The organism is Microvirga brassicacearum, assembly GCF_008757455.1.
GTDB lineage: Bacteria > Pseudomonadota > Alphaproteobacteria > Rhizobiales > Beijerinckiaceae > Microvirga > Microvirga brassicacearum.
The window spans coordinates 137237-154964 of sequence record NZ_VCMV01000013.1 but is presented as its reverse complement, the minus strand read 5'-3'; the positions used below and the strand labels follow the sequence as shown (position 1 = coordinate 154964).

Annotated in this window: 14 protein-coding genes; 5 read left to right on the top strand and 9 right to left on the bottom strand. The window is 63.3% G+C overall.

Annotated elements, in window-relative coordinates:
• Positions 1 to 21: 21 nt before the first annotated feature.
• The 9 genes from FEZ63_RS08335 to FEZ63_RS08300 form a co-directional block, all read right to left on the bottom strand.
• Positions 22 to 1071 carry a glucokinase gene (locus FEZ63_RS08335; protein ID WP_338042205.1) on the bottom strand — a complete coding sequence of 350 codons (1050 nt, stop codon included), beginning with the start codon at positions 1069 to 1071 and terminating at the stop codon, positions 22 to 24.
• On the bottom strand, positions 1061 to 2869 hold the full coding sequence (locus FEZ63_RS08330) for a glycoside hydrolase family 15 protein (RefSeq protein ID WP_150943242.1): 1809 nt from the start codon (positions 2867 to 2869) through the stop codon (positions 1061 to 1063). The genes FEZ63_RS08335 and FEZ63_RS08330 overlap by 11 nt, the downstream gene beginning before the upstream one ends.
• Before the next feature lie 4 nt (positions 2870 to 2873).
• A complete protein-coding gene (gene otsB, locus FEZ63_RS08325; RefSeq protein WP_150943240.1) occupies positions 2874 to 3647 on the bottom strand; it encodes a trehalose-phosphatase in 774 nt (257 codons plus the stop codon).
• A 462-nt stretch (positions 3648 to 4109) separates the two neighbouring features.
• The gene (locus FEZ63_RS08320) at positions 4110 to 5429 is read right to left on the bottom strand and encodes an HlyD family type I secretion periplasmic adaptor subunit (RefSeq protein ID WP_201274119.1); all 1320 of its coding nucleotides are present in this window, start codon (positions 5427 to 5429) and stop codon (positions 4110 to 4112) included.
• The gene (locus FEZ63_RS08315; protein ID WP_150943238.1) at positions 5429 to 7198 is read right to left on the bottom strand and encodes a type I secretion system permease/ATPase; all 1770 of its coding nucleotides are present in this window, start codon (positions 7196 to 7198) and stop codon (positions 5429 to 5431) included. Before FEZ63_RS08315 ends, FEZ63_RS08320 begins: the two co-directional genes overlap by 1 nt.
• A gap of 527 nt (positions 7199 to 7725) precedes the next feature.
• Positions 7726 to 7848 carry a hypothetical protein gene (locus FEZ63_RS25915; RefSeq protein WP_275552342.1) on the bottom strand — a complete coding sequence of 41 codons (123 nt, stop codon included), beginning with the start codon at positions 7846 to 7848 and terminating at the stop codon, positions 7726 to 7728.
• Positions 7848 to 8891, bottom strand: a complete 1044-nt coding sequence (cydB, locus tag FEZ63_RS08310; protein ID WP_150943236.1) for a cytochrome d ubiquinol oxidase subunit II — start codon at positions 8889 to 8891, stop codon at positions 7848 to 7850. The genes FEZ63_RS25915 and cydB overlap by 1 nt, the downstream gene beginning before the upstream one ends.
• A gap of 11 nt (positions 8892 to 8902) precedes the next feature.
• On the bottom strand, positions 8903 to 10318 hold the full coding sequence (locus tag FEZ63_RS08305; RefSeq protein WP_420846269.1) for a cytochrome ubiquinol oxidase subunit I: 1416 nt from the start codon (positions 10316 to 10318) through the stop codon (positions 8903 to 8905).
• 113 nt (positions 10319 to 10431) lie between these two features.
• The gene (locus FEZ63_RS08300) at positions 10432 to 11607 is read right to left on the bottom strand and encodes a DNA topoisomerase IB (RefSeq protein WP_150944115.1); all 1176 of its coding nucleotides are present in this window, start codon (positions 11605 to 11607) and stop codon (positions 10432 to 10434) included.
• 124 nt (positions 11608 to 11731) lie between these two features.
• Between FEZ63_RS08300 and FEZ63_RS08295 the strand changes: the two genes are divergently transcribed.
• The 5 genes from FEZ63_RS08295 (at position 11732) to FEZ63_RS08275 (ending at position 17679) form a co-directional block, all read left to right on the top strand.
• Positions 11732 to 12883: a glycosyltransferase family 4 protein gene (locus FEZ63_RS08295; protein ID WP_150943232.1), complete on the top strand. Its 1152-nt coding sequence runs from the start codon at positions 11732 to 11734 to the stop codon at positions 12881 to 12883.
• Positions 12880 to 13566: a class I SAM-dependent methyltransferase gene (locus FEZ63_RS08290; RefSeq protein ID WP_150943230.1), complete on the top strand. Its 687-nt coding sequence runs from the start codon at positions 12880 to 12882 to the stop codon at positions 13564 to 13566. Before FEZ63_RS08295 ends, FEZ63_RS08290 begins: the two co-directional genes overlap by 4 nt.
• A 92-nt stretch (positions 13567 to 13658) precedes the next feature.
• On the top strand, positions 13659 to 14954 hold the full coding sequence (gene ispG / locus FEZ63_RS08285) for a flavodoxin-dependent (E)-4-hydroxy-3-methylbut-2-enyl-diphosphate synthase (protein WP_150943228.1): 1296 nt from the start codon (positions 13659 to 13661) through the stop codon (positions 14952 to 14954).
• Between the two features lie 200 nt (positions 14955 to 15154).
• Positions 15155 to 17086 carry a potassium transporter Kup gene (locus FEZ63_RS08280; protein WP_150943226.1) on the top strand — a complete coding sequence of 644 codons (1932 nt, stop codon included), beginning with the start codon at positions 15155 to 15157 and terminating at the stop codon, positions 17084 to 17086.
• Between the two features lie 41 nt (positions 17087 to 17127).
• On the top strand, positions 17128 to 17679 hold the full coding sequence (locus FEZ63_RS08275) for a GNAT family N-acetyltransferase (RefSeq protein WP_150943224.1): 552 nt from the start codon (positions 17128 to 17130) through the stop codon (positions 17677 to 17679).
• Positions 17680 to 17728: the final 49 nt, after the last annotated feature.

Here is a 17728-nt window from a genome sequence, read left to right as displayed (position 1 = left end):
TACGCCGTCGGGCGAAGCGACTCAAGCCTGCTGCCACCCTTGCGATCCGAAGACGAAACGGGCCGGGTCGGTGACCAGCGCGGCGAGCCCGTGCAAAGCCGGCTCGGGATTGACGATCACGAAGGCGGGAACAGAGCGCGCCCACGCATCATGAGGCGCCTTGCGGTCGAAGGAAGCCCGAAAGCCGCCCTTTTCGAGAATATCGACCATGCGCGGCGCGATGCCGCCGGCGATGAAAACGCCGCCCGAGGCCTCGAAGGTGAGCGCGAGATCACCTGCGAAACGGCCAAGCCAAGAGGCGAAGATGTCGAGTGTTTCACACGCCAGGGCGTCCCCTTCCCGCGCGGCGGCAAGCACGTCATTGGGGACCGAAAAGGGGCATACCAAACCTTGTCGCGCCGCCAAAGCCCGCGACAGCCGGAACAGGCCGGGGCCGGACAGGACGACTTCGGCAGTGACTCGCCCGCCGACCCGTTCGAGATGGGGCCAAAATTCCGCCTCGCCTTCGGTCGTCGGGCCAAACTCCACATGGCCCGCTTCGGTCGCCAGGATGGCGAGCTGCTGGCCGACCGGCACCAGGGCCGCAACCCCAAAGCCCGTGCCCGGGCCCAAGACCACCCGCGTGCCGGTCCCCGCCGACCCGGACCCACCAAGCGGCACAAGATCGCCCCGTGCTGCATCGAGAACCGTGACCGAGGCCGCAACCGGCGTGTAATCGTTGACGAGCGTCACCCGTTCAAGGCTCAGCGCCGTGCCGATGGCCGCGGCATCGATGGTCCAATGGGCGTTGGTCAGCCGGATCACCGATTTGTCGACCCGGGTCGCTACCGCGATCATGGCCGAGCGGGGTGCGTCTCCTTGATAGACCTTGAGGGCGATGCGAATGGCCTCGATCGGATCGGCGGTCTGCGCCGTGAGGGTTCGCGGCAGAAACCGGATCGGCTCTCCGGGGCCGGGCAGAACGGCAAACCGGGCATTCGTGCCGCCAATGTCGCCGAGCAGAACGGGAAACGCGTACATCAGACTTGGCCGACCTTTCTGGCTCTTGAAGCGGCCCGGATCAGAACGCATTCTCCCAGCTTCGACTCAGGCGCACGGCAGAATTGATGAGCCCCACCATCGAGTATGTCTGGGGGAAATTGCCCCATAACTCGCCGGTCGTGAAGTCGGCATCCTCGGAAAACAGGCCGAAAGAGTTACGAAGCTTGAGGATCCGCTCGAACAATTCGCGCGCCTCTTCCTTGCGGCCGATGACATTCAGCGCGTCCACGTACCAGAACCCGCAGATCATGAAGGCCGTATGCATCAGGCCGAAATCGTCTTCCACGTCGTAGCGCAGAAGAAGATCGCCCCGTCTCAATTTTTGCCCGACCGCATCCACGGTCGCAATGAAGCGTGGATCGTCGGGCGAGACAAAATCGATCTCCGCCAGCAACAGCAGCGTGGCGTCAAGATGTTCGCCGCCGAACGAGGAAACGAAGGTTCCGGTCTTCGGATTGTAGGCCCGTTCGTCGATCACCGCGTGCATCAGGTCCGCCTGGGCACGCCAGAACGCCGCCCGATCCGGCCGGTTCATCGCCTGGGCGATCTTGTCGAGCCGATCGCAGGCCGCCCAGCACATGACGCTTGGGAAAGTGTGAACCGCCGCCATGGTGCGCAATTCCCACGGCCCGGCATCCGGCTGATCGAACACCTCGATGGCGCGCCGGCCCAGATTCTCGAGATGCTCGAACAATTCCTGATTGCCCGGGCGGATCATCCTGCGGTCGAGAAAGGCGTGCGTCGACGCCAGAACGATGCTGCCATAGGCGTCGTTCTGGATCTGGGTGTAGGCCGCGTTGCCGACACGGACCGGCCCCATGCCGCGGTAGCCCGCCAGCGCCTCGGCCTGCCGCTCCTCGAGATCGGGCGATCGGGTGATGCTGAAGAGAGGCGGCATGTCGCGCTGATGAGGATCCGCGTCGGAATCGTCGACGATGTTGGTGATGTATGTCAGGTACTCTTCCATCGTGCGCGTGGTGCCGAGCCGGTTGAGCGCCTGAATGACGAAATAGGCGTCGCGCAGCCAGCAGAACCGGTAATCCCAATTGCGCTGCGTGTGAGGCGCCTCGGGCACCGAGGTCGTCAGCGCTGCCACGATGGCACCGGTTTCCTCGAAATTGCAGAGTTTGAGCGTGATAGCCGCACGGATCACCGCCTCCTGCCACTCGAACGGAACCGAGAGCGAGCGCACCCAGTCGCGCCAGAAATCGATGGTCTGATCGAGGAATTCCCGTGCGGTCGAATCGGCGTCCGAGCGCAGCGGCTCGTCCTCGCCGAAGAAGAACGACAACGGCCTGTCGACGACGAAGGGCCGCTCCTGGGCCACGTAGGTGATGGGTGCGTCGGTGGTCAGTCGCAAGGAATGATGCGGACCGACGAATCGCATGTGATTGCTGCCCCGCGTTGTCGACGGTTGCTGCTCGCCCCATGCGAAATGCGGCCGAATCCGGACGCGGATACGCGGACGTCCCTTGATGGCCCGCACACGCCGGATCAGTTGAGGCGGCCGGAAGGTCCGGTCGAAATGTTTGAAACGCGGCGCGAAATCCGTGACCTCCAGAATATTGCCGAACGAATCGGTCATCGTCGAAATCAGGACGGCGGTGTTCTCCACGTAGACCTGTTCGCAGGTCTGCATGCCGATCTGGTCGATGGCGAAGACGCCGCGCTGCTCTTCGTCGGATCGGCCCTCGGGGCTATCGAGGAGGGCGGAGAAAACAGGGTCGCCGTCGAAGCGCGGGAAGCAGCTCCAGACGATCTGCGCGCGCCGGTCGACCAGCGCCGAAATCATGCAATTGCCGATAACGGCAAGGTCAAGCGAGCTCATGTGGTCAGATGTTCCGTTCGAAAGGGAGAGGGCCGCCGGCGGCCCATTCGAGGAGTGAATGCCGTAATTCGGCAGGCGTTCCGAGACGCTGGTGAGCGACGGTGTCGCCAAGGCCGATGCGAACCGAGATGCCACCTTGGGCATTCACGGCCTTGAAGCCGCTTTCATCCGTCAGATCGTCGCCGATGAAGACGGGACGACGCCCCCGGTAAGGCGGTTCATGCAGGAATGATTCGATCACCTTGCCCTTGCCGGCAGCCGAGGGAAGAATCTCGGCCACGGCCTTGCCGAATTGCACCCGGTAATCGGGACCGAGGCTTTCGAGAGCCGCATGGGCGGTCGCGATGCAGAACTCTTTCTCGTGTGCCGCCAGCCGCCAGTGGAGCGCCACCGAACAACCCTTGTCCTCGATTATAAGGCCGGGCTTGGCACTGACGATTTCGCGCAACCTCTCGACGACGGCGCGCAAGGCCGGGTGATCCTCGGCCTGGCAGAGATAGAGGTCGTCGCCGATGCGATGTTCCAGCCCGTGCAACCCGGCGCTATCGAAGCGCGAGGACCCAAGGCGTTCATCCAGAAAGGCGATCGGTCGCCCGCTGATGATCGCAAGCGCCCCGTCGAGCTTTTCCTGCAGACGCGCAAGGACCTCCGGCAGTTCCGGATCAACCACGACTTCGCTCGGGCGTTCGACAATGTCGACGAGGGTGCCGTCGAAATCGAGGAAAAGTGCCCATTTGTCTCCGCCGCCCTTCAACCGTGTCTCCAAACCTTCGCTCATTCTCCGCCGGTTTCTCGTTCTCATCGGCGCAGGAGCGTCCATACCAACATTATGCTTCAGGACGCGATAACCCATCGGGCAGACGCCAGGCTCAGGGAACTCCCGCGGCGCTGCGCCCGCTTAATTGCTAAGCTTGAACTCGCAAGCCGCGTGAAAGTTTCCTCCCAGAATACGCGAGGTGGGGCGCTGTGCCGCTCGGATCAACCGAGCGACCGCCCCCATGGTGATTCCCATTCATAATCGGCCAAATCTGAACCGGACATGCACCGGTTCGCTCCAGCTTGACCGTGTGGCGGGCTGGTCAAAAAAAATCCGCAGCGGGCTTGAAAGCAACCGCTGCGGATGACGATCAGAGTCGGATTCAACTTTAACTTCTTCGAATTTAATCCGCTCTGTCTCGCGTGTGGCACATGATCTTCGGCGAGACCCAGGGATCCTTCGCCGGATCGGCTTTTGGAGGTTTCAGTGCTCGCGGAACGCGCGGGCGATCTGTTCCTCGAGCGGCTTGACGAGATATTCGAAGGGCGTGCGTTCATTCACCTGAACGAACACTTCCGCCTGCATGCCCGCGATGAGCCGCAGATGGCCCAGGCGCTTGATCTCATCGGCCGGCAGCGCGACGCGGATCGTGTAGTAGGATGCTCCGGTTCGCTGGTCGTTCGTCACATCGGCCGAAATTCGCGAGACCGCCCCGTGCAATTCTGGAATCGAACGGGCGTGAGACGCGTGCACCCGGACGGTGGCCTTCTGTCCGATCGCAACCTGATCGATATCGGAGGGCTGGACGCGCGCCTCCAGATCGAGGGTGTCGTTGTCCGGCACGATGAACATCACCGGCTCGGCCGGCGAAATGACGCCGCCGACGGTGTGGACATTGAGCTGATGGACGAAACCTGGAGAAGGCGAGCGGATGTCGGTGCGCTTCAGTTGGTCTTCGGCTGCGACCCGCCGTTCGGTATATTCGGCGATCTTGCCCTGCATTTCGCGAAGCTCCTGCATCGCTTCGGCGCGCATCTGCTCGTCCACCTGGATCATCTGGAACGATGTTTCGGCGATGCGGCCCTCCGCTTGGGCAACGGCGGCGATCAACTGCCCGCGCTGGCCGTCGATGCTGGCGCCATCGCGTTCAAGAGCGTTGAGGCGCGGAAGCTGCACGAGATTCTTCTCGTAGAGCTCGCGAACGCCTTTCAATTCCTCGGTGATGAGGGTGGCCTCGCGGGCTTTTGAGGTCTGCTGGGCGCGCAATCCCGTAATCTCGTCCTGCGATTGCGAAATCCGCTTCTTGAGCTGGTCCTTCTGCGCATCGCGTGCGGCCCGGCGGGCTTCGAACAGGGTGCGCTCGGAACTCATGATCTTGGCGATGGCGGGCTCGCTCATGCGGTCGGCGAATTCCGGTGGGGTCGGAACCGCCGGCAAACTATCTCGCTCCGCCTCGAGCCGGGCTTGGCGAGCGACGAATTCGTCAAGCTGCTTCGACACCACCTGCAGGTTGGCGCGGGTCACCGTCTCGTCGAGGCGGACGAGCAATTCGCCCTCGCCGACGCGCTGGCCTTCGCGCACGTTCAATTCGCCCACGATGCCGCCGGTCCCGTGCTGAATCTTCTTGATGCTGGAATCGACCACGAATTGACCACCCGCCATGACGGCGCCGGATAAGGTCGCGGTGCCGGCCCACAAGCCGATGGTGCCGCCGAACAGGGCGATCATGGAGGCGCCCGCGATCGTCGCCCGGCGGATGGCCGCCTGGTGCTTCGACTTCTTAGGAGCTTGCTGGATCAACATTATCCGACCTCCCGCAGGGACGTGCCCGGCGCAGCCCGCGGTGCAGCCGGAGGGACTGCAGGCGTGGCGTTACGTTTCATGACTGATTGCAGGACTTCATCGCGGGGGCCGAGGGCCTTGATGCGGCCCTCTTCCATGATGCCGACCATATCCACATTGCCGAGGGCGGCGGGGCGATGTGTGATGACAATCACGATGCCGCCGCGGTTGCGTACGGATAGAATGGCGCCGTTGAGAGCCTCGTCGCCAGCGCCGTCGAGACTGGCATTGGGCTCGTCGAGGACGACCAGGAAGGGATCGCCGTAGAGCGCCCGGGCCAGGGCCACGCGCTGACGCTGGCCACCGGAGAGCGAGGCGCCGCCTTCGCCGATATGCGTGTCGTAGCCGTCGGGCAGGCCGAGGATCAACTCATGGGCGCCGGCGGTCTGCGCCGCTTTGATAATCGATTCCGGCGAGGGCTCGTGCCGGAAGCGAGAGATGTTCTCCGCCACGGTGCCGTCGAAAAGCTCGACATCCTGCGGCAGGTAGCCGATGTGGCGACCGAGATCGTCCGATTCCCATTGCTCGACGGCGGCGCCGTCGAGGCGGATATCGCCACGCAAGGTGGGCCAGACGCCGACGATGGCACGGGCAAGGGTCGATTTGCCGGAGGCGCTGGGTCCGATGAGGCCAAGGCCCTGACCCGCACGCAACTCGAGCGCTGCGGCCTGAACGATCGCCTGTTGGCCGCCCGGAGCGCCCACATAGATGTCGTCGAGCACAATCCGCTGCTTCGGCCCCGGAAGCGGCATACGCTGCTCCTGTGCGGGTACCACCGAGAGGATGTGCTCGAGGCGATGATAGCCCTGGCGCGCCGCCGTGAAGCCTTTCCAGTTCGCCACCGCGATCTCGATGGGGGCGAGCGCCCGCGACATCATGATGGAAGCGGCGATCATGGAACCGCCGGAAACCTCGCCCTGGATCACCAGATAGGCGGCGAGGCCGAGAATGCCGGATTGCAGCACCATGCGGAACACCTTGGCGAAGGCGCTGATGCCCGAGGTCGATTCACTCGAAACCAGCCCTGCATCCACGTGTTTGGTGTGAACCTTCGCATAGCGGATACCGAGGAAATTCGTCATGCCGAGCGCGCGGATGACTTCGGCATTGCGTCGGCTGCTCTCGGCCATCATCTGGCGTTCGGCGCCGCTCTTGGCGAGTTCGTAGGCCGGCCCCTTGCTCTTGGCATCAGTATAAAGGGTCAGCAGGATGATCACGACGCCGCCGATGACGGACATCCAGCCGAGCCACGGGTGGATGATGAAGCAGCCGACGAAGAAGATCGGCATGAACGGCATATCGAACATCGCCGTCGGACCGAGGCTCGACAGGAAGCCGCGGATCTGATCGAGGTCGCGGATCGGCTGGAGGCTCTCGGACGATTTCGCGCCCTTTAGCGGCATCGCCGCCACGAGGTCGAACACGCGCCGGGACAGCAATTCGTCGAAGCGGGCGCCGATGCGCGCGAGCATCTTGCCGCGGAGCGCATCGAGGCCGCCCTGCAGGAGATAAGCCGCCAACACGATCAGCGACAGCCCCACCAGGGTCGAAATGCTGCGGCTCGACAACACCCGGTCGTAGAGCTGGAGCATGTAGATCGAACCGGTGAGCGCCAAGATGTTAACGACCGCCGAGAAAGCCGCCACGCCGCCGAACGACGGGAGGCAGACCTTCAATGCGTCGAGGACTTCGGAACTCTCTTGCCTGCGGCTTCGCGCTGCCTGCTTCATAATTTGTATCCCATGGCGGGTCGTAGCCGACGCCGCGCGGTATCGGTTGCGGTACATCGGGCAAGATCAAAGATCCTACCTGAAATGAGCCGCCTTGTGACGGCCTCTAAGTGGTTAGGTTTGATAGCGAGGATATCGTTCGAACGACGCTGGCTCCCTGTCGTGGGGACCCGGAGAACCCCGACGACAGTTTACGTTACGCCAAGTGATTTGTAACCCTATTCCATGTAACTCTGTCAACGAAAAGAATCCGCGACCATATGTTCCAGCCCGTTTGAAGGGGAAACTATGGCCAATAATGCACCAATATAACAATTTAATCAATGGACGTGGTCAATCGATGCCTGCGCGCCTGCGGCGCACAAATTTCGGGTGACGTGGGGACTGACCGGGCGGGGAAGGCTGCCCGTTCGCCGGGGAACCTCATGGGGATTCGTGGCGATCTTGAGGCTTTGAAAAAATACCGCCCTTCCCACAGGGACTTAGGCAAATTTACCGAGGAATTTCGCTCTTTTTGACCACCCCGCCTAATGCGGAACGAGCGCCCGGAGCCCATAAACCAGAATCGTGAAGGCCGCGAGGCTGGACACATAGATCGCCGCAAACCAGGCGAGCCTGCGGGCACCGGACCGGGGGACCTGCGCGCTCATCAATGATACCCGCCCCCTTTGATGTCCTCCGCCACCTTTCCGCGGAACACCCAATAGGCATAGGCCGTGTAGGCGAAGGTGAATGGCAGGACGATGGCGAAGCCGACGAGGGCAAAGAGCTGCGAACTCACCGTATTGGCCGTATCCCAGATCGTCAGCGACGGCGGCACGATGTAGGGAAAGAGCGTCACGCCGAGTCCCAGATATCCCAGCAGAAACAACCCGATCGCGAGAAAGAACGGCCGCATGTGCAGCCCGAGATCGAGATCGCGATAGAGCCGGTAGGCCACAAAAGCCGTGATCAGCGGGATCGGCGCCAGAAAAGCGATGTTGGGCCAGGAAAACCAGCGCGCCTCGAGCTGCCGGCCCAGGAACGGCACCCAGATCGATACCAGCGCCATGGCGATGACGGTCGCAATCAAGTACCGGATCGCCATCCGGCGCGCCCAGATTTCCAGTTCGCCCGTGGTTTTCATCACACACCACGTTGCGCCAAGCAGTCCGTAGCCGCAAACAAGGCTTACGCCGGTCAGCACGCTGAAGGGGGTAAGGAAATCCAGGGTGCCGCCGGTAAACTGGCGTCCATCGGTGGAAAAGCCCTGCACAAAGGCGCCCAGCACCACTCCTTGTGAGAACGTCGCCACCAGCGAGCCGTAGTGAAATGCATTGTCCCAGAGGAATTTCGAGCGGTCGGACTTGAACCGGAACTCGAACGCCACGCCGCGGAAGATCAGCGCAATGAGCATGAGGGTGATCGGCACGTAGAGCGCCGGCATCATCACCGCATAGGCGATATGAAAGACCGCAAACAGCCCGCCGCCGCCGAGGATCAGCCATGTCTCGTTGCCGTCCCAGATGGGCGCGACCGAAAACATCATCCGGTCGCGCCAGTTCTCGTCGCGAGCTCCCCTGAACAGGATGCCGACGCCGAGATCGAAACCGTCGGCGATCACATACATTGCCACTGCGACGGCGATGAGCACCGCCCAGATCACCGGTAGCCAGAACGCCAGCCCTTCGTATTCCATTCCGAAACCGAACATGGACCCCGCTCCTATCTGGCCATTGGCGCTTCGTGACCGGGCCGGCCCTCGAGCCCTTCATCGGGCACGGAAAGCGGACGCCTGACGGTTTTTGTGGGATCGTCTTCCGGCAGATCCTCCACTGGTTCGGGTCCTTTTCTCAGCAGTTTTGCGAGGTAATAGGACCCGAAGCCGAACACGAACGCATAGACAACGACGAAAGTCAGGAGCGACGCCGTGACGGCGCCGGCCGATACCGGCGACACCGCATCGGCCGTGCGAAGTTGTCCGTAGACGACCCAGGGCTGACGACCGATCTCGGCCGTGAACCACCCGAACAGGACGGCGCCGAAACCGGAGGGCGTCATGATCATCGCGGCGCGAAGGAACAGCCGGTTGGAGAAGAGCGTCCCGCGCCAGCGCAGATACAGGCTCCATACGCTCAGGCCCAGCATCGCGAAGCCGATGGCGACCATGATGCGGAAGGAGAAAAAGACCGGCCAGACCGGCGGCCGATCCTGCGGCGGCACATCCTTGAGACCCGGCACCACGCCGTCGAAGGCGTGCGTCAGCACGTAGCTTCCAAGTTTCGGAATCGCGATCTCGTAATCGTTCTTTTCGCCCACCTCGTCGGGAATCGCGAAAAGCCGAAGGGGCATGTTCGCCTGGCGATCCCAGTTGCCTTCGATGGCGGCGAGTTTGACCGGCTGATGTTCCATCACCACCAGCCCGTGCAGGTCACCGATGAAAATCTGGATCGGAACAACGATGACGGCGAACCAGAGCGCCATCGATAGCGATCGGCGTGCTCCCGCAAGTCGCGTTTCCGGTTCTTTCCATGAGCGGAACAGCATCCACGCCGACATGCCCGCGACAGCAAACGCGGTGGTGAGGTAGCACGCCATCACCATGTGGGCGTAACGCAACGGGAATGACGGATTAAAGACGATCTTGAACCAGTCCGTCGGCACCGCATTGCCGTTCTCGATGGCAAACCCGTCGGGGGTCTGCATCCACGAATTCGCCGACAGAATCCAGAACGCCGAAATCAAGGTCCCGAGCGCAACCAGGCAGGTGGCGACAAAATGCAACCTGTCGCCGACCTTTTCCCAGCCGAACAGCATGATGCCCAGAAACGACGCCTCGAGGAAGAAGGCGGTCAGCACCTCGTAGGCGATGACCGGGCCGATCACATTGCCGGTGAATTCGGAATACCGCGACCAGTTCGTCCCGAACTGGTAGCTCATGACAATCCCTGACACGACGCCGAGACCGAACGAGACTGCGAAGATCTTCACCCAGAACCGGAAGAGGTTCCGGTAGAGCGCGTTGCCGGTGCGCAGCCAATTGAACTCGAGCGCCACCAACCAGCTGGCGAGCCCGATCGTGAAGGCCGGGAAGATGATGTGGAACGCAATCGTGAAGGCGAACTGGATGCGCGACAACATCAGGGCGTCGAGGTCCATTCCAATCTCCACCTGGATCACGTCGGAGCTTCAAGCCAAAAACGTGATCGACTGCCATCGATGGGGCACATATTCCCACGAAGCTCGGCTTCTGGCTACGCGGTCAATGTCGCAGATGCATTGCCTGCCGCCTTCCTCGTCCTGCGCTGTTTCACGTTGCCGTTTTGCGGAGTTTTCTGGCGCGCATCGAGTTCCCGCTCGAGACGGGCCTTGAGCAGCGTCAGCACCGCCGCCTCCTCCGGTTTGAGACCCTCGAGGTCCCGGCGCAACTCGGCTTCCACCTCCTCCTTCACGTCCAGCAAAAGATCGCCATCGAGATAGGAGGAGAGAATTTCCGGGTGGACATAGCACTTGCGACAGATCGTCGGTGTGTTGCCGAGCCGGGCCGCGACGGTCTCGATCGCCGCCCGGATGTTCTTCTTGGCCTTCGCCTCGTCGTCGAACTGCTCGAATTCCGACAGGGCGAGCGCCGCGAGCACCGTGCCGGCCCAGGTGCGGAAATCCTTGGCGGTAAAATCCTCGTCCGTGATGTCGCGGAGATAGGCGTTGACGTCCGAGGACGTGATGGTCTGTCGCTGGCCCTCGTCGTCGAGATATTGAAAGAGGTCCTGCCCGGGCAGATCCTGACAGGCTTTCACGATTTTGGCGACGCGGCGGTCCTTGACCTTGAGGCTCCATTTCTTGCCGCTCTTGCCCTTGAACTCAAAGCGCAATTCCGCGCCATTGATCTCCACATGGGGATCGCGCAGGGTCGTCAGGCCGTAGCTCTTGTTCTGCTTCGCGTAATCGGAATTGCCGATGCGGATCAGCGTGTTTTCGAGAAGATGAACCACCGTCGCCAGCACCTTCGCGCGCGGCAGGCCCCGCAGGCTCATATGGTCGTCGATCGTCCGGCGGATGGCCGGAAGCGCCTGGGCGAAAGCCAGCATGTGCTCATATTTGGTGCTGTCCCGGACTTCGCGGAAAGCCGGGTGGTAGCGGTATTGCTTGCGGCCTTTCGCATCTCGCCCGGTCGCCTGAATATGGCCGTTCGGCTTCGGGCAGATCCACACATCCGTATAAGCCGGGGGAATTGCCAGCGACCTGATCCGCGCGAGCGTCGCCTTGTCCTCCACCTTGTCGCCGCCGGCCGTCATATAGGTGAAGCTCTTGCCCGCTTTTTTGCGCCGGATGCCGGGCTGCTCGTCCGACACATAGACCAGACCTGCCGTCTCGGCCGCATCGCGGGGATCGACGACATTCGGGAGGGGAGCGGTCTGTTCCAGCAACATGAGGGCCTTGGCTGAAGAGCGAGAGGTCAACCGCACCCGCTCCCTTCGGTTCCGGGCGATCGGCCGGGTTTCCTCGCGGCTGCGCGGCGGCTAGAAGAGCCAGGCCTTCTCATCGGGATCATCCGTGACACTTTCAACGTCCAGCACCCTCTCGGGCCGCAAGCTCGTCTTCGTCGTGACCGAGGACTGGTTCTTCGCGTCTCATTTCCTGCCGATGGCGCGAGCCGCGCGCGAGATCGGCCTTGATGTGGCGGTCGTCACGCGGGTTCGCTCTCATCGGGAGATCATCGAGGCTTCAGGCGCGCGGGTGATCCCTCTCGAGGCGGAACGCCGGAGCCTCAATCCCCTGACCGCCGGCTATGCTGCCGGCCAGCTTGCGTCGGTCTTGCGGGCGGAGAAGGCCGATCTGGTTCATTGCATCGCCCTTCGAGGCATCCTGATCGGCGGTGTCGCGGCCGCGATGGCGGGTATCGACCGCCGGATTTATGCGTTGACGGGACTCGGCTTTCTCGGCGCCAGGCAGGATCACGTCGCCCGCCTTGCCCGGCGTGCGGTCCGGCTGCTCGTTCGGGCACTGGCAACGGGACGCACGCGCTACCTGTTTGAAAACGAGGACGATCCGCAATTGCTTGGCCTGGATCCGACCGGTCCCAAGATCACCATCGTGGGCGGAGCGGGCGTCGATGCCGACGTCTTCAAGCCCGCGCCTCTACCAGCCGTTCCGCCCCTTCGCATCGCCGTGGTGGCGCGCATGCTGTGGTCGAAGGGCATCGATCTGGCGGTCGAGGCGACCCGGGCTGCGCGCCTGAAGGGCGCCAGCGTGGAATTATCGCTCTACGGCGCCCCCGACCCTTCCAATCCCAAAGCCATTCCTGAAGAGACCTTGCAAGCCTGGAGCGCCGAGCCCGGCATCACGTGGCACGGCGCGACCAGCGATGTCGCCGCGGTATGGCGGGATCATCACGTGGCTTGCCTGCCGTCTCGTGGCGGCGAAGGGCTTCCGCGAACCCTGCTCGAGGCTGCCGCCTGCGGCCGCGCCATCGTGACCACGGACGTGCCCGGTTGCCGGACCCTGGTGCGCGACCAGGTCGAGGGCTTCGTGGTCCGGCCGGACGACGTGGATGCGCTGACGGCAGCATTCATTGGGCTGACGGAGGCGCCCGATCTGGTTGCCCGCATGGGCGTGGCGGCGCGGGCCCGCATCCTCGATGGGTTCACGGAGCGGGATGTGATGGAGACGGTGAAGCGGCTCTACCGCGACATCCTCGCCGCATGATCGCCGATCGCACGGCCTTCATCCGGGCCGAGACGCGGCTTCTGCCGGTGCCCCATGCGCCGGAAATCTCACTCTATCTCGCCGACGAGGCGACGGCGCTCTGGCAGAAGACCGAAGACGAGCTTGGCGCCATCGGCCTGCCGCCGCCGTTCTGGGCCTTTGCCTGGGCCGGCGGGCAGGCCCTGGCCCGCTACGTGCTCGATCACCCGGAGACGGTGCGCGGGCGCCACGTGCTGGATTTCGCATCGGGCTCGGGCCTCGTCGGCATCGCCGCCATGAAAGCCGGGGCCGCCCAGGTGATAGCCTGCGACATCGACGACTTCGCGATTGCGGCGATGAGCCTGAACGCCGCGGCCAATGGCGTCCCGCTGACCTCGTCGCAGGACGATCTGGTCGGGCAGGACCAAGGCTGGGACGTCGTGCTCGCCGGCGATATCTGCTACGAGCGCGACCTTGCGCTGGCGGTGACCGACTGGCTTTTCGCCCTGCAGCTCCGGGGCGCCGCAATCCTTATCGGCGATCCGGGCCGCAGCTACCTGCCTGTCGCGCGGCTCCAGCACCTAGCCGAATATGAGGTGCCGGTGACGCGCACGCTCGAGGACGCGGACGTCAAGAAGACCAGCGTCTGGCGTTTCGCCATGCCTGACCGGATACCGGGCGACGACCTGCCGTGCAGGCGCTGACGCCATGGTGTATAAGGCAGCGCTTGACCCTTGGTGAATTTGGCCCCAGCTAATCGGCGGCAGCAGCGCGTTGCCGGCCCCTGGATCGTTTCATGACTGTTCTTTCTCCGTTGGTGCCCGCACAGTCTTCCCCTCCGCCCGAGGCCCTTGCCGGGCCATCGCCGCGGCACCGCAGCGTCGGCGTCCGCGTCGGTTCGGTGATGGTGGGCGGTGGTGCGCCGGTGGTCGTGCAATCGATGACCAACACGGATACGGCGGACGCGGATGCGACGGTCGCCCAGGTCGCCGCTCTGGCGCGCGCGGGCTCGGAAATCGTCCGCATCACGGTCGATCGCGACGAGGCTGCCGCCGCCGTCCCCAAAATTCGCGATCGCCTGCACCGGCTCGGCGTGACCGTGCCGCTGGTGGGGGATTTTCACTATATCGGCCACCAATTGCTGGCGGATCACCCGGCCTGCGCCGAAGCGCTCGACAAATATCGCATCAATCCGGGCAATGTGGGCTTCAAGGAAAAGAAGGACCGCCAATTCGGCGCCATCGTCGAGATGGCCATCCGGCACGGCAAGGCGGTGCGCATCGGGGCTAACTGGGGCTCGCTCGATCAGGACCTCCTGACCCATCTGATGAACGAGAACGCCGCCTCGGAATCTCCGCGCGACATGCGCTGGGTCACCCGCGAGGCGATGATCCAGTCGGCGCTGCTCTCCGCGGCCCGAGCGGAGGAAATCGGCCTGACGAGAGACCGCATCATCCTGTCCGCCAAGGTTTCGGCGGTACAGGATCTGATCGCCGTCTACCAGGACCTCGCCCGCCGCTCCGATTATGCGATCCATCTCGGCCTCACCGAGGCCGGCATGGGCAGCAAAGGGATCGTGGCATCTTCGGCCGCCATCGGCATTCTGCTGCAGCAGGGCATCGGCGACACGATCCGCTTCTCGCTGACGCCGGAGCCCGGCGGCGACCGCACCGTCGAGGTCAAGACAGCCCAGGAGCTTCTCCAGACGATGGGCTTCCGCACCTTCGTGCCGCTCGTCGCCGCCTGCCCCGGCTGCGGCCGCACCACGTCCTCGGTCTTTCAGGAGTTGGCGCGGGACATCCAGAACTGGATTTCCGCATCGATGCCGGAGTGGAAGCGGCAATATCCCGGCACCGAGAACCTGACCGTCGCCGTCATGGGGTGCATCGTGAACGGCCCAGGCGAATCAAAGCACGCCAATATCGGCATTTCCCTGCCCGGAACCGGCGAGCAACCGGCGGCGCCGGTTTTCATCGATGGCCGGAAAGCCATGACGTTGCGCGGGCCGACCCTTGCGACGGATTTTCAGGCCATCGTGCAGGATTACATCGAGAAGAACTACGGCCAAGCACGGGTGGACGCCGCAGAATAGCGGCGTCGTAAGGCTTTGAGGGGGTTGCGCGGTCCGGGAACCTGCCATCGAATTCGGTTTTAAGCCTGAGCGCGACGTGTTAGAGAGCCGCCGCGTCGGCACGACGGCCGCCGCATCGAAGAGGAGTGGCCGCCCTTTTTTGCACCCGAAGAACTACGAGCAAAGGGCCGTCCGCGGATTATCCGCAAAGAAAAAATCACATGGCAGAACAGCAAGCTGTGGCGTCCGGGCACGCCGATTCCGCGTCCCCAGAGGCGACCCTCCCCGAGACGCACAAGAAGGCGAGCTTCTGGACCCTCATGATGGGTTCGATCGGCGTCGTCTTCGGCGATATCGGCACGTCGCCGCTCTATGCCTTCAAGGAATCGATGGCGGCTGCCGCCGACGGCGGCCCGGTCACCCGCGACATCATCATGGGCGTGCTCTCGCTCATCCTTTGGTCTCTCGTCCTGGTCGTGACGGTCAAATACGTCTTCATCCTGCTGCGGGCCGACAACAAGGGCGAAGGCGGAACGCTCACCCTCGTGGCGCTGGCCCAACGGGCGACGGGCAAGCGCCGGGGGATCGTCCTAATGCTGGGCATCGGCGGCGCGGGCCTCTTCTATGGCGATGCGGTCCTCACGCCGGCCATTTCAGTGCTGTCGGCGGTCGAAGGCCTCAGGCTCGCAACGCCGACGCTCGGTCCTTACGTGGTGCCGATCACGCTCGCGATCCTGACCGCACTTTTTGTTGTCCAGAGCCGGGGGACAGGGCGCGTGGCGACGTTCTTCGGGCCTGTCATGCTGATCTGGTTCGCGACGCTGGCTTTTACCGGCTTGCTCCATATTGCCGACGACCCGAGCGTGGTAACGGCGATCAACCCCGTTTACGCCGTGATGTTCTTCTTCGATCATTCGGGCGTGTCCCTCGCCGTCCTCGGCGCGGTGTGTCTGGCCGTCACCGGTGCCGAGGCGCTCTATGCGGATCTCGGGCATTTCGGCGGGAAGCCGATCAGGACGGCATGGCTCTATCTGGTGTTTCCGGCGCTCGTGATGAATTATTTCGGGCAAGGCGCGCTCGTCCTCGCCCATCCCGACGCCGCCGAATCGCCGTTGTTTCGGCTGGTGCCCGATTGGGCGCTGCTCCCGATGGTGATCCTCGCGACGCTTGCGACAATCATCGCCAGTCAGTCGGTGATCACCGGGGCCTTCTCGCTGACGCGGCAGGCAGTCCAGCTCGGCCTTCTGCCGCGCCTTGAAATCCGGTTCACGTCGGCCGCCCATCAGGGTCAGATCTATGTCCCCCGGGTCAACATGCTGCTGTTGATCGGCGTCATCATCCTGGTGCTGATCTTCCAGTCGTCGAGCAATCTGTCCCATGCTTATGGCGTCTCGGTCTTCGGCGCCATGTCGGTCGATGCGATCCTCGCCATCATCGTGATCTGGAAGGGCTGGCGCTGGTCGCTCGGCCTGACGCTGGCGCTGATGCTGCCGTTCCTCTTCATCGACCTGTCGTTCTTCGGCGCGAACCTGCTGAAGCTCTTTACCGGCGGCTACGTGCCGGTCATTCTCGCCTCGGTGATCATCATGATGATGTGGACCTGGGTGAAGGGAACCACCATCCTGTTCGAGAAGACGCGCAAGATCGACGTGCCCTTCCTCGAACTCGTGAGGATGCTCGAGAAGAGCCCGCCCCATCAGGTCAAGGGCACAGCGGTTTTCCTGACCAGCGATCCCGACACCGCGCCCGCCGCCCTCCTGCACAATCTCAAGCACAACAAGGTGCTGCACGAGAAGAACGTGGTGCTGACCGTGCGCTCCGAGGATGTGCCGCGGGTCGAGCCGGAGGATCGCGTCCGCATCGAAAATGTGGGCAACTCGTTCTGGCGCATCCAACTGAGCTACGGCTACATGGAGACGCCGAATATCCCCCGGGGCCTCGCGCTCCTGCGCAAGCAGGGCTTCAAGTTCGACATCATGGCCACGTCGTTCTTCCTGTCGCGTCGCTCGATTAGGCCCGCCTCGCATTCGGGCATGCCGCTGTGGCAGGACAAACTCTTCATCGGCCTTGCCAAATCCGCCAGCGACGCGACGGACTTCTTCCAGATCCCGACCGGCCGCGTCGTCGAAGTCGGCACGCAGGTCACCGTCTGAGGTTGTTGTCGGATGGTAGCCGCGATGCCAGTTTGAGCGTCATGACGTCATCCATCGCCCTCATCCGCCCGAGCCTCGAATGGCTGCCAGCCTACGAGCAGGCGCTGGCGCGCGGCTGGTCGCCGAATACCGATCAGGATGTCAGCCGCGATCAGCTGTTGCAGCTTCGCCGCGATCCGGCGCGTTTCCTGCACGATCTTTACCATTCGCCGACGCTGCGATTGCCCGACGGACGCGAGGTCCGGCGCCTCCCGGCGCACGATTTCTGGATCAGCGACGGCGAATTCTGCGGCCGGATCGGCTTTCGCTTCCAGCCTGGAACCGAGGATCTGCCGCCGACCGCCATGGGCCATATCGGCTACACAATCGTGCCGTGGAAGCAGGGCCGCGGCTATGCGACCCAGGCTTTGCGCCTGATCCTGTCGGTGGCGCGTAAGGAGGGCTTTGCCCGCGTCCTGCTCACCTGCGATGACGACAACGAAGCCTCGCAGAAAGTCATCCGCGCCAATGCGGGCCTTCCTGAAGGTCACGTGCCGCATCCCAGCCGCCCCGGTCACGTCAAGCTGATGTTCTGGGTGCCGACTGTCGACTAGTTCACCGGGGAATGGTGCGCACTAGGTTTCACGCTCCACCACGAAGCGA